Origin of the sequence: Enterococcus sp. DIV0421, from assembly GCF_051713745.1 — a bacterium.
In the GTDB taxonomy this organism is placed as follows: Bacteria; Bacillota; Bacilli; order Lactobacillales; family Enterococcaceae; genus Enterococcus_D; species Enterococcus_D casseliflavus.
The window spans coordinates 940,962-954,744 of the sequence record NZ_JBIOQM010000001.1; the positions used below are offsets into that span (position 1 = coordinate 940,962).

The following is a 13,783-nucleotide window of genomic DNA, read 5'->3' on the forward strand; positions in this document are numbered from 1 at the left end:
CTCTCCTATAAAGTAATATTCTTCCAATTTTGTACAGTGCCATCAGAATTGATTCTTGTAGGAATACTTACAGTTCCTAATCCTTTTAAAGCTCCAGTTACCGTTATAATGTTATTCAGAGAATAGACAGTATTATTCCTTACTAAGTAAAGCTCCGTACTTCCAAAAAACACTCCAACATCTCCACTTTCATTCAGGAGAGCTGGATATTTAGTATTATTATACGTAGTCACGCAAAATTTTACGGACTGATAAGCTCCTGGGGTGCCAATTTCTAGTGTGCCACCTTTACCTTCTATTTTTTCCATCCATGCCGTAACGTCAATGCTTAATCCTGAACTATCTGTAAATTTCCCTTTTGGATCTAACGTCAACATCGCTGTATAGGAAGAACTACTTGCCGTTTCTTTATATCCCCATGTCATAAAATCTCCGGTATCCTCTAAATTCATTGCAATTCCTCGAACATCTGCATTTCCGACTTTACTTGTTGATCCTAAATATCCTATTTTTCTTGTGCCATACCAAAACTCCTGTCCCTGATCTGTGATAGCACTAGTTTTTGTCCCACTTTTCGAAAATGTAATAGACGTTGAAGATAATTGTAAAGAGCTCAAAGAACTGTTCAATCCAACCATGATAGCATTTGCCGCAAGTTTATCCGCAGTAATACTATTTGCTTGAATTCTATCTGAACTTAAATATCCTGTCGTAATATTTGCTGCATTCATATTAATAATTGATACATTACTCGCATTTAACGTACCTGTAGTAACTTTGTTAGCAGATATGCTGCCGATTTTTGCGTTTGTAATTGCTGCATCTGCAATTTTAGCAGTTGATACAGAAAGATCTGCAATTTGTGCAGTTTTGATTACTCCGTTATCAATTGTCGTCTGACCTGTAATACGAATCTTATTACCTGCAATCAAGATATCTTCTGTTGAGATATTGATTTGATTAACCACATCATTTTTCTCTACTCGCAGATTGATAGAATCAGATAACTGTGTGATCTGTGTCTGTTGAGCCTGAGTAATATCTATAATCTCATATCGAGCAAGATACCATTTTAGTGGATTATCTACTGTAGGAGTTTCCCCATTAGTAACATACAAGTGTCCAAATGTACTAAAGGTTCCACCTGTACCACATTCGACTAAATACATATATTCCGTCCAGGTTCCTCTTCCGATACGGTCTGTCAGCCAGGTGACTTTACCTTGGGTTCCCAACGAATTATAACTATGAGCAAAAGACCGACTAGAAGGTAAATTAGCAATAAATCTTACAACAAATTTGGCATTAATCCTTGCGTTCGCAAGCCTTACCACCCCGCCAAAACCAGGTGAAGCCGTCCCTGTCACTGTAATCATCATTCGATAATCAGATGTAGTCGGTTGTGTTCCTCCGCTAGAAGCAGGAACACTTTGTCTTTCTACCACAACGTTACCATTTCCACTATTATTATATGTCGTTATTCCATTATTTCCTTTTCGAAATTCTGGATCATCTGTGATCACTAGCCCCCCTGCTAAACGTGTTTTTACATCCGTTAAGTCTAGTTTACCGCCCAGTGTCGACACATCACTTACCGTAGTTGTAACTTGATTATTTAAGATCGTAAACTGGGCTTGACTTACCTTGTCAGCAACTGTGGCTTGGATAGTTTCTACCGTCTGAGTTAAGTTAGACATCGCCGAAACCGTCGCTAAATCTTCAGGTGCTGGTACCCAATCATTTACAACTGTTCCTTCTGCAATCATCGCATGCCATACGACAAATTTCTGAACATCCGATGCATTAATCCGATGTAAAACAAATTGCATGGCCGCTGTTCCAGCTGTGTGCGCTGACGGCTCGAACACTAATCGAGTTGTTGTCCCAGCAGGTACGTTGATATATTTGCTTAGATTGTTACTAATACGAACGGTGGTCGTTCCTTCATTCTTGATATATATACTATGAATATACTTAACACCAGCTGCGACAAGACGATTTGCACGAAGAGTTCCGGCAGTAGTTCCTCCAGTCCCTCCAGATACTTCGTGACGAACTGCGTTAGTAGCCTTCCACTCGTCAACTGCTACACCTGTTGTATAGGTAATGCTAGAACCTAGGTAAGAGTCAAACTTAGGAGACTCGGAGTTTGGAAGATAGTTTCTTGCACCTACCGATAGATTATCGAGATCGGTTCTTACACTGCTAACCGTACTGCTTAGCCCAGAGTAACTAGATTGTAGACTACCGATTTGAGTAGCGTGTCCATCAGTTTTTGTATTAAGCGCAGTTATTTGACCCGCCTGAGTAGTTAATGTCGATTCAACAGAAGTGACTTTTCCGCTAACTGTCTCCACATCTGTTTTATTAGCTTTAAGTTCAATTTGCCCTGCAATCGTTGTGATTTGACCTTCTGCAGTTGAAACTCTTCCAGTCAAAGTATTAACTGTACTTGAATCAGCTTTTTGAGTGATTGCATTGGTATTCTGAGTGATCTCAGTCGTATGATTTTCTACAGTTCCTTCGAGGATGTTAAATGTATCTTGACTTACTTTTCTTGAAAGTTCACCGTTGATTTCACTCAATTCAACTTTTACTTCACTATCAATTTTTTTAGGCTCTTTAATCCAAATATAATCAGCTGGATTTGTTGATTTTTCGTTGCTAAACCCAACATAAGTTGGATAAGCATTCGCAAAGTCATCAACGGGCCTTGGTGTCCAAATACTTGTATATGATCCATACGCAATCTTAGCATGCCATACAACAAAATTAGCCTCATCTGTTGTGTTTTGTCTATTAAATACAAATTGACGAACTGCGCCGGTAGAATGTGAATAATTCTTAATAACCCATGTTAAACGCTTAGCCTCACCCGGTGCTACAAGAACTGCTGACGTTATATTTCCTGATACTAAAATATTAGTCGTACCTGTATTTTTAACATAGATAGATAAATCGTAGTCATGAGTTTCTCCAACTATCGCATTTGGCATTCCAGAATGAAGTGTACCCAAAATCGTAGCAGTACCTCCGGTAACTTTATAGCCTACGGCATTAGTAGCGCCCCATTCTGGTACAGATACATTATCTGTCTTGATTACAGCTGTACCTGAATACGACTTAAAAGGTGCCGGTGATTCAGAATTAGCAAATCCATTTTCGTTCGGATACTGCGTTGTAAAGCGATCTGTCCCATCTTCCGACCAAGCCCATGCTGGATACATACCTAATTCTTCATATTTATCGATAGCTTCCTGCGCATCATTTTGAGCACTAACTGCTGCGTTCAATGCATTTTGCGCATTGGTTATAGCCAACTGAGCATTTTGTACAGCCGTACTCACATTCGCTATTGCGGATGCCGCATCTGTTTTCGCTTGATTTGCTGCTATATTTGATTGATCAGCTTTTGAACTTGCTTCATTTGCTTTATTTACTGCAATGTTTGCATTGCTTAAAGCGGTTGATGCATCTATTCCTGCTTGATCAGCTGCAGCTTGTGCTTGTTCTCCTGCTTGTTTGGCTTGATCTACTGCTTCTTGTACTTCATCAGGATTAATAAACGGTACCCAATCAAACCCATTCCAATAATTCATAATAGTTTGTTCACCATCTACCTGATACCAAATATCCCCTTTATTTGCGGCAGTTGGTCTATCTGTTCCTTGGAACACTTTATTTTTACCGTCTGCAGATATCCAAGCTAGATTTGCAGTACTTACTGCATCTTTTATCCCCTCTTGAACTTCTTTTCTGTATTTATTTTCTCGACTAATACTCTTTTGGATAATATTCTCAGAGCCACATGATACATCGTGATCAATAATATTCCCTTCAGTATCATAACTAGTGGTATATGACATAATTCGAATTTTTTGTTCAAATCCAAGATCTTTATTAATTGCCATGATATAATCGCCTTCGTGAGGCTGATCATACTCATAGCCAGCTTGAGTCAAATCCTCCATATCAATAGAAACAGCTAAAGTATAAGATTCTTCAACTTCGCTCTTTAATCTCTCAATAAAGTTATTTGCTATACTATAACGTTCATCAATAATTGGATCGCCCTCAAGTACCCCGTATATATCCGCCAGAGGACTTAAATATTCGACCTCTAATCTTCCTTGTGATTCATCTTCCGGATCTATAAAAGCTCCATATCCCTTTAGATATGTGATGAATTCGCTCGAATCTTTCTCAATTCTTAACTGATTCAGATTGAATCCTTTCTTAACAATCGTTGAAAGATTTGTTCCTACTTTTTCCAAGATCCGTACAATTTTTCCACTTACAGAAAATTCTACTCCTGTTGAAGAAATAAAGTCTTTGAATAGATCTAAGCGATTTTTCATACCGAAATTTTCTTTTTCGAAAGCTGGTACAGTAACTTCTAATCTATAATCGTAGTCACTATCTTCAAAAATAAAGTCGAGGTATGATTTTGCGGTATTAGATCCGCTTAATTCACCGTATACGCAAGATTTTTTCATATCGAAAAAAAATTCATGGACAGCATCAAACTCAATAATAATACGATTACCTTCATCAATAGGATTAACATATATCAAACAATATGTATCATCTTCAAATTGAATGCGCCAACCTCGGCCAATCCCTTCTAAAACCTCATTATTTGTGTAGATAGTACCAGATAAAGATTTTTCTCCATTTACACCTTTCGTTTTTTGACACTCTGCAATTGCTACATGTTGCTTTCCAGTCTCATCAATAAAATGAATCACCTTATCACCCCCTTTTTCACTTATAAAGTTCAACAAAATTAAGCAGTTGGATAACTCCCTCAAAATTTGTTGTTACATCAATTTTTTTACTTGTAGACGGGTACAGGATAAAGTGTTCATAATTCGTTTTATCATTAACATTCAATGAATTTAGTGTCGTTTCCACTCCTTTAATCAATAAGATGTCATCGATTTCTATAGGAGTTGTTGTGTGATAAATAAACGTCCTATTTCCAACTGTCACATTGATTTCTTCATCTTGAACCGCAGTTGCTATTAACTTCATCACCCAGGGCCATTCTAATTGACTGCATTTTGCTGTACCTGCATAATCAATTTGCGTTGAAATAGTAATTGTCTTAGGAACTGTCTCCCCGTAAGGGAGTTCTGCTGTTCTCCCCTCAAATGAAAATTTCATTCTTAAGCCTGCAGCCGATAATCCAACAAATGTATATGAAATTTCATTTTCTACAATAATTTTATAGCGATACTTATACGCTTGGTGGGGAATAGTAAGTAAATTTAAATCGCTTGTTTTTTGACCGGGTAATTCAAAATCATACAATCCGGTAGTAGGCAATAATTTGGTGATATAAAAAGGCTCATCATTGCTGATAAGCCCGTTGATTTGATCCTTCTTTTCTTCCAGTTCATATGCATTTTGAACAACAAAAACACCAGAAACAACTATACGTTTTTCTTTATGAACCGCCCCGGAAAAAATATAGCCGCTTCGATTTGTTACCTCTCTTTTATTTACAGTTATAGAAGGGGAACTGTCCTGAAAATCAGTGACAAGCAAACCGATGGAGGAAAGTTTCGTTTCATCTCCATCTTTTGTGATTATAGCATCCATGAATTTCCTCCTTAGTTAAAATAAGCATCCTTATTTTGATCTCTTGCTTCTTTACGTTTAACTGTCGTGTAAATCTTATCTCCAACAATTTCATTGTGGACATAGATTTCATCTTTTTTGAGTTCTGATTCTGCGATATCTCGATCCATTTCATCAGTCAAGGTACTGATATTTTTATTAGTGAAAGTAGTATCACCAACCATAACTGCTTCTGCTTGGTACTGTTGCGCTTTGATTATAGAGCTGAATTCATTAGCTTGCTTGGCTACAAAACCAAACATAGATTGCATCCCTACTCCTAATCCTTTACCGACCATCTCACCGATCCATGTAGTAACTCGTGAAGGCGAATGAACATCTAATGCTTGTTGAAGCGTCCTACGTACATTGTAAGCAATGTTATTCGCTACGCTATAAATATATCCTGATGAACTCGAGAGGCCGCTTGCAAGCCCTGCACCTGCGTAGTAACCGATACTATTCATCTGATATCTAAGACTTGAAAAAGTTGATACAATTCTCGAAGATGTATTGACTGCTATAGGTATAAGCCTATTAATCCCACTGGTAAATGTTGATACCATTTGAGAGACACCACTGCTTATTGATCGAGTTACTTGACTCATTGACTGTGCACTTGCTTTACTTACGCTAGAAAACCCTTTATTGACAACGTTCGAAACATTTTGCATTGCTTTACTAGCTGTTTGCTCCATATTTTGTAACGATTGCCCGACACTTCTAGCCATTGAAGTAATTTCTTTAGATGATCCTTGATTTATATTTGAAGCACTTGCGTTAACATTCGATTGCATAGCACTAGCTGCATCTGTGGCATTTTGGGTCGCACTGTTCATCGCACTAGAAACATCAAAATCAAATCCATCCATGATGTCTGCTGCAGACATGGCCATATCGGAATAACTACCCGTTACATTGTTTTTAGCCGTATCTGCACCGCTAGACAAATCAAAAGAAATAGAACTACTAATTTCGGATGTCTTTTGTTCTAAGCTATCCATCGATAACTTAGCTTCAGAACTCATAACGTCAAAATCAGACGCTACAGAATCCGTAGTATTTTTTGTGTCCGTAGCTAATTCATTGCCTTTTTCTTTCGATTTACCAGTAATTGTATCCCATAAACTACTAAATCCATTCTTTATGCCATCCCAAGCGCCTTGCAAAACATTAGGAATTGCCTTTATTACACCAGACGCTAGTGATTTTATTATTTCCCAACCTGCAGCTAAGATACTTGGTAACATTTGAATGATTGTTGTGATCAAAGAAAAAATAATCTGGATGCCGCTTGAAATAATATTAGGTAGATTATCAACAATTCCAGTAACCAAAGCTTGGATAATTTGCACTGCTGCTTGCAAAATCATCGGAAGATTTTGAACGATAAAGTTACATAAGGAATTAATTATCTGTACCGCTCCATTAAGCAACAACGGAATACTGTCCATCAATCCATTGATCAAAGTTAAAATAGCGTTCAAGGCTACCGGAAGTATTTGAGGCAATAATTGAGTGAGCCCATTAATCAAACTCAATAGAATTTGAATACCAGTCTGGATAATTTGTGGCAGATTAGAAACAATATTCCCCACAAATGCTTGCAGAATCTGTTGTACTGAACTAACAATTTGTGGAATATTTTCTATTACGCCATTGACTAAGCTAAGCAACAATTGCATCCCCATCACAATTAGCTGTGGCAATGCACTAGCCAATGAAACTAAAATAGTCGTAATGATTGTCAATGCCGAGCTAATTAACGATGGCAGGTTTTGACCTACACCACCTACTAATGATCCGATAATGTCGACACCGGCTTGAATAATTACAGGGAACATTGTTGCAAAAGAATTAGCTAACTTAGCAATCAGACTTGCACCACTAGTTATCAATTGTGGAATCTGTGATGTAATCCCAGAAACGAGTTTTGAAATAATTTCAGGTCCTTTGGTAGTCACTGTTTTTAGCAATTGATCAATCTGTGACCCAAATTGATTATTTACTAATCCAAGTCCAGCAACAACAAGTCCTAAGATTGCTGCTGGTCCAACAGCTGCTAAGGCAACTTGCATAATTGTTGCCATGGCGGAAGTCATACCTCCGAGAGCTTGTAGACCAACATTAGAAATTTGCTTAAAACTGGATCCTACTGATCCAATACTAGAAGATAGTCTAGGAAATTTATTTTGAAGATCAATTACTTTTGAACCGATTTTTAAAAATCCAGAATCGGCAGCATCAAACGCTTTACCTAAATCAAGAAATCCTAACTTGAACCCCCCTAGTTTACTTCGAGCTGTTTCAAATCCTTTAGCAAAGTTTGTTATATTGAATTTGCTTCCAATAGCACCAAGAGAAGAACCAAGACTTTTACTAGCGCTACCCAGATTAATAAAACCAGTATTAAGCTTACTCAGTACCGGTAAAGCGCCACTTAAAGTCAACGCTCCTCCCAAAATTCCCGCAATTGGTAAAATACCAGCAATTGCACTTTTCATGCTGTTTAATGCATTACTTGATAGTTCTGTTCCGTTGACAAAATGATCCAAAATCGGAGTTAACTGGCTAAAGAAATTAGCAAATTCCTCAATTCCTTTAGACTGTCCAAGCTTATCCACAACTTTATCAACAGCTTGTACTATTGTTGTTAATAACGGTAGTACTGCTGTTCCTAATTTGATTTGGAGCGTCTCAAACGATCCGCTAAGACCTTCGAGTGCACCTTTCAAGTTATTTAGCTTTTCTTTTGCGACATCGGCAGCTGTAACTTTACTAATGGCCTCCTGCATATTCTCAGCGCCTTGTGCGCCTTCATTCATCGCAATAGTAGCCGCTCGGACTGCATCCGTCCCAAACATCGTTTTCAGCGCAGCTTGCTGCTGTTGTTGAGTAAGACCGGACAATTTATCTTTCAGCAATTGAGAAATATCTGCAAAAGATTTTATTTTCCCGTTTGCATCAAAAAACTGATTTGCCCCGTCTTCGGTAATTAGGCCTAGCTCTTGCATTTTTGCTGTTGCTTTGTCTGTTTGAGGCTGTAGATTTTGGAGCATCGTTTTCAACGAGGTTCCCGCATCTGATCCTTTAAGACCATTTTGCGCAAATACTGCTAAGGCATTAGTCGTATCGTTAAAGCTTAATCCTACTCCCGAAGCAACCGCTGAAACCATTGAAAGTCCATACTTTAACTCCCCGACATCTGTTGCAGACGCATTTGCTGCACCAGCTAATTGATTCGCCGCATCAACCACGGTTAAATTATCATTTCTAAATGCATTAAGTGCTGTTGATGCTATTTCTGCCGCACTCTTAAGATCTAATTCACCTGCTGTCGCCAAATTTAATGCGCCAGTCAACCCACCGTTTAAAATATCCTTAGTCGAAATACCTGCTTTTGACATTTCGGCTATCGCATCAGCTGCTTCACTCGCTGAAAATGCGGTTTCAGCTCCGGCTTTGATTGCTGCATCATTAAACTGTTTCATCGTTGCTGCACTCGAACCTGTGACAGCTTTAATATTGCTCATTTTCTGCTCAAAATCAGCTGCTTTGGATACGGTACTCGAAATACCTTTTTTTACCGCATTTAATGCTGCATACGCAGCACTTACTCCGACAACCTGCTTAATAAGCTTGGCTGTTGTAGAAGTCGCTTTGTCAGTGTTAGAAATAATCCCATTAAGCGCATTTGCTGCTTTTGTTCCTGCTTTATTAAATCCGTTTGAGAGTGAATTCATTATTTTTGTTGCAGTAGATCCTGCCGAGCTCGTTAATTTGTTTAATCCCGTTATTGCTTTACTAACCATCGATGAACTTTTGGAAACAATCATGCTGAACGCTTGACTAAAGTATGGAGGAATCTTATTACTAGCAAGTTGTGCAGAACTCGCTACATTGAGAAACCCTTTATTAGTCAAGCTCCCTAGTTTATCTGCAGTAAATCCGATTGATTGGAATGCTATCGAAAAAGGATTCGGTACTTTTGCAGCTATGTAATTTGCTGTATCTGCTATAGATTGAAAGCCACCACTTACCCTTTGTCCTAATCCGTTTGATGATGTACCGACATAATTTAGCATCTTTGAAAATCCAGAGGATACCTCTGAATATCCCTCTTGTGTAACCATTGCGATCTTTTTGAATGACTTATCAAACGATTCAGGGAGCTTTTCGCCAATTTTAGCAATGATACGTTGAATACCGCCGCCAGCTTTTTCAAACAATGCAGTCGTCTTTGGTACAACTTTAGAAACACTCTTAAGCATTGGCTTAGCCAACTCACTCATGGTTTTCCCAACGCTCGAAACGGTACTATTTGTACTATTGTTTAGTTGGGCCATTGTTGTATTCGTTACGCTAAGCACTTCTTGCATAGCTTTTTTATAATCGCTCGTATCAGCTCCAATCAAAGCTTTAATGGATCCAGTGATACTTCCTGACATATACTTCACCTCCTATTTTTGAAATGTTTTAAAGCATTTAGCGCCTTACCTAGACGGTTGTTTCTTTTTTCGACTTGATATGTGTTCCGTTCAAAAGCTGATCTTATCTTGTTTTCAGCTTTATTTTTATTGATAACTTTCTGCAACTGCGGTTTTTTTGCATTGAGGATATAGCGCAAATTGAATCCAAAAATCGCATTTTGTTCCTGCTTATCCAGTTCACGCAAACTTAATCCTTCTAAAATTGCTTCCAGCTCCCACAAATAACAACTCATGATCAAGTCAATATCCGTTAAACCGTATCTCGCACAAGATACTATGAGATCTCTTTCTTGATTTTTTCCACCAATTTTTTGATCTCGCTTGCTTGCAATTTGCTTTCCTCTGTTTTCCGTGTTGACAGAATCTCGAGAACTTTCTCCATATTCTCTGTGTATTTCCTGATCTTGCTCACGAAAAAACCTGAGTTTAACATCTCTTCTTTGAGATCATCGAAGATTTGATTGTATGCCTGCTCTTCGCTCAAGCCATTTTCAACAAGATTATCCGTGTAATTTTGTACCGCATCTAAAATATCATTTTCTGTAAATCCTTTATCGACAAGCTGTAAAAGATTGATCAATGCATCATCTTCTTTTTCTAGAACTTGTACAAAAAGAACACCCGCACCATCATTTTGTCTATTCCCATCTTTATCCTTAGAACCCAGCTTCTTATTCGCTCTAAAATTTAGCGCATAATTGAATTTAATTTGAACTAATTTATTTTTTACTGTAATATCAAATGACATTTTTATCCCTCCATAAATAAAAAGGGCTAACACACTGGTTAACCCTTACTCTATTTTCTATTACGATGATGGTGCACCAGCAACAAACGTTTGAGATACACGTTGACTTGATCCTGTTGCGTTTACCGCTTCAATACCTAGCGAATATTTAACGCCATCTTCCAAAGATGAGTATGAACCCGTCGTCTCTGTAACAGTTGTCATTGTAGCTGCTGACCATTGCTCTGTAGCTTTCTTGATATAACATTTATATCCTGTTACACCTTCTTGCGTTGCTGTTGATGCAGGAGTAATGACAAAATCACATCCTCCAGCTTTCGGCGTAACCACAAAGCTAATCTTAGTAGGTACACCAGCTTTTAACACAGTGAACGCACTAATATCTACTTTTTCTGATTCTCGTCCATCTTGGACTCTAACAGCTTGATAATCTCCTTCTGCAACAACTGTTTCCGGATCTAATCCAGTAATTGCCAATGGCGATTCTCCTTCTGCCACTTTAGAATTATCTTCTGTCTTATAAATCGCAAATGTATCTGCCATTAGTATTCATCCTTTCTTTTTATGTTAATTCAATTTCCGCACCATCGGCTGTCGGTGTTACTGATCCTAAAACAGGTACAGGAACTTCTTCTAATACAGTAAATCCAGTTACATCTACTTTCGCGGATTCTCGACCATCTCTAATACGTGAAACCTTGTAATCGCCTTGTGCAACTACCGTACCTGGTGCTAACCCTGTCAAGGTTAAAGGTGATTCTCCTTCTGTCACCTTTGAGTTGTCCGATGATTTATATAATGCAAATGTATCTGCTGCCATTTTTATTCCTCTCTCTCTTTATTTTTAAGACAAATTAATGATTGCCCCATCAGCCGTCGGTGTTACGTCATCAACTGATGGGGGATCTACTCCCCCGGGTCTTCTTCCTCCGTTGAAATATTATTATAGTCACCTGTTGTTTCACCCGGATTTTGATAATCATACAATGATTCGATTGCTTGGATATCATCGTCGGTTAATGGGAATTTTCCATCCTTAAGCGAGCCGATAATGTTAAGCGTGTAAGAAACTTCAACAAGTTCGTCGCCGTCTGATATCTCTACTTCGTCAGGCATACCATAACCGAATTCCGCTGGATATAATTTATAATCTTCATCTTCTACTGTTTCAGCAACCGATTCATCGATGATTACTCTCCACACTTTTACGGACTGACCATTCTTTTTAGCGTCTCTAACGACGCTTACGCTATCGTCAGTCGGATCAAAATATTGAGTTAAATCAATAGAATGTTCGTCCGTAGATTTAGTGATTATTCGTCCCATTTTCGTCTGTTCATCTGTATTTTCACCGCCATAGGTCACAGTCCCTTCTGTTTGGAACCCCGGCAATAGAGCTTTAGAACCGACAGGCACTTCAACCGATTGTAAAAAATACCATACTTTTTTACCTGACAGCGCGCTACCAGTTGTTTTTTGCACGCCGTTATTCACTATTTCTGCCATCTATATCACTCCTATTTAATTAATTTGTTGATAGTAAAAATTACGTGATACACTTCACGTCCAATCGAATTATCAATCAAAATTTGATGTGTAATTCTTGTATTTAGTGCTGCTTTCGTAGCGTGTATTGCTTCTTCTATCCCCGTTCTGCTTGAAACAGGATAAAACAAGTCAATTTGTAAGCTTGTATCAACAATAGCTTTACCAAATTTAGCGCTAAGAGAATCATCACCTGTGTGTGTACCAATTACATAAAAAGGCTCCCTAACACTTTCGTCAGGGAGTTTAAACATCACTGGAATATCCGTAGTATTTAACTTATCAGCGACTTCCTTGAGATATCGTGTCATCAGAGAGCACATACCCTCACCCTCTCACAAGTTTTGTTAATCGTTTTTGTAGCAACGGCCAATCTGCATAAACCGAAGGAAAAAGGAAAGGTTGCGCGAACATATAGCGTGTTCCGTATTCTACAAAAATAGAATATTCTACTGGTGAAATCACTTCTGCTTGCATCAAACCAACAACACTGGCATAGATATTATTGGATAACCACCCTGTATCCCACGGAGCAAGTTTCTTTGCTCGTCTTTCAACCCGTAAAGCAGACAATTTAATTTCTTTGTCTATTGCTTGATCTAAAGCAGGACCTTTTCTGCTAACTTCACGCATAAATTTTTTCAAACCTTGAATCTTTACACTTCTACTCATGTAAGGATCACCACGGTAGAATTTCGATGCCATTTTGTTAGATAAACAGAACGTTCAACACCTTTGTACTCAATTCTAGAGAAATCTTTTTGAATCCCTTGAATATACAATTTAAAAGCAGATTGATTATATTTCCCAAAAATTCCAATTTGTTCATTGTTTGATAATCCACACTCACCACAAGGGACGATTTTTTCACATTCTTTTATCGTGTCGTCGTCGAGGTAACCCGGTATTTTTTTTTCAAAGATTAGTTTAACCCGATTACTGTAATTCATCAGATAAACCTCGCTATACTTTTTCTTTTCGTAATATTTTGCTTTGTGTATTCGTCAAATAAATCAAAATACTCACTAAGATAGGATTTTTCCCACGTATACGATCGACCCTCTTCGCTATCAGAAGACGTTCCCTCGCTATTAATACGATTAAATCGTTTGATAGCCACGTCCCGATGAATATACGATAAATCATCTGGAATATCAGCAAATTTTTTCGCTCCATTTTTTATCGCATATTGATTTAAAGTGGATAAAATACGTTCTCTGCTTTCGATGATGATTAAATTCAATAAACGATCTTGGATATAGTCTTCCTCTTCTATTCCTAAGAATACTTTTATTTCATCCAGCATATCTAATCACCCGTTACGATAAAGTAATGATTGCGCCATCAGCTGTCGGTGTTACATCCTCAACCGATGGCG

At 38.1% G+C, this 13,783-nt stretch carries 12 protein-coding genes; all 12 read right to left on the reverse strand.

Annotated features, from left to right (window positions below; translation table 11 throughout):
- Positions 1-5: 5 nt before the first annotated feature.
- Positions 6-4,748, reverse strand: coding sequence for a phage tail protein (locus tag IGI96_RS04470; protein ID WP_438784850.1), 4,743 nt, complete (start codon positions 4,746-4,748; stop codon positions 6-8).
- A 16-nt stretch (positions 4,749-4,764) separates the two neighbouring features.
- Positions 4,765-5,604: a phage tail domain-containing protein gene (locus IGI96_RS04475; protein WP_438784851.1), complete on the reverse strand. Its 840-nt coding sequence runs from the start codon at positions 5,602-5,604 to the stop codon at positions 4,765-4,767.
- Positions 5,605-5,615: 11 nt separating this feature from the next.
- Entirely contained in the window at positions 5,616-10,070 is a 4,455-nt protein-coding gene (locus tag IGI96_RS04480; RefSeq protein WP_438784852.1) for a phage tail tape measure protein, read from the reverse strand.
- 5 nt (positions 10,071-10,075) lie between these two features.
- Positions 10,076-10,297 (reverse strand): hypothetical protein, encoded by a 222-nt coding sequence (locus IGI96_RS04485; protein ID WP_438784853.1) that lies wholly within the window; start codon positions 10,295-10,297, stop codon positions 10,076-10,078.
- 89 nt (positions 10,298-10,386) lie between these two features.
- Positions 10,387-10,860 carry a tail assembly chaperone gene (locus IGI96_RS04490; protein ID WP_438784854.1) on the reverse strand — a complete coding sequence of 158 codons (474 nt, stop codon included), beginning with the start codon at positions 10,858-10,860 and terminating at the stop codon, positions 10,387-10,389.
- A 60-nt stretch (positions 10,861-10,920) separates the two neighbouring features.
- Positions 10,921-11,403 carry an Ig-like domain-containing protein gene (locus tag IGI96_RS04495; protein ID WP_438784855.1) on the reverse strand — a complete coding sequence of 161 codons (483 nt, stop codon included), beginning with the start codon at positions 11,401-11,403 and terminating at the stop codon, positions 10,921-10,923.
- A gap of 19 nt (positions 11,404-11,422) precedes the next feature.
- Entirely contained in the window at positions 11,423-11,680 is a 258-nt protein-coding gene (locus IGI96_RS04500; protein WP_438784856.1) for a hypothetical protein, read from the reverse strand.
- An 86-nt stretch (positions 11,681-11,766) separates the two neighbouring features.
- Complete coding sequence (locus tag IGI96_RS04505; RefSeq protein WP_438784857.1) at positions 11,767-12,366, reverse strand: phage major tail protein, TP901-1 family; 600 nt, start codon at positions 12,364-12,366, stop codon at positions 11,767-11,769.
- A gap of 11 nt (positions 12,367-12,377) precedes the next feature.
- Positions 12,378-12,716, reverse strand: coding sequence for a hypothetical protein (locus IGI96_RS04510; RefSeq protein WP_438784858.1), 339 nt, complete (start codon positions 12,714-12,716; stop codon positions 12,378-12,380).
- Between the two features lie 16 nt (positions 12,717-12,732).
- Complete coding sequence (locus IGI96_RS04515) at positions 12,733-13,077, reverse strand: HK97 gp10 family phage protein (protein WP_438784859.1); 345 nt, start codon at positions 13,075-13,077, stop codon at positions 12,733-12,735.
- The gene (locus tag IGI96_RS04520; protein WP_438784860.1) at positions 13,074-13,355 is read right to left on the reverse strand and encodes a hypothetical protein; all 282 of its coding nucleotides are present in this window, start codon (positions 13,353-13,355) and stop codon (positions 13,074-13,076) included. Before IGI96_RS04520 ends, IGI96_RS04515 begins: the two co-directional genes overlap by 4 nt.
- Positions 13,355-13,711 carry a phage head-tail connector protein gene (locus IGI96_RS04525; protein ID WP_438784861.1) on the reverse strand — a complete coding sequence of 119 codons (357 nt, stop codon included), beginning with the start codon at positions 13,709-13,711 and terminating at the stop codon, positions 13,355-13,357. Before IGI96_RS04525 ends, IGI96_RS04520 begins: the two co-directional genes overlap by 1 nt.
- Positions 13,712-13,783 lie beyond the last annotated feature (72 nt).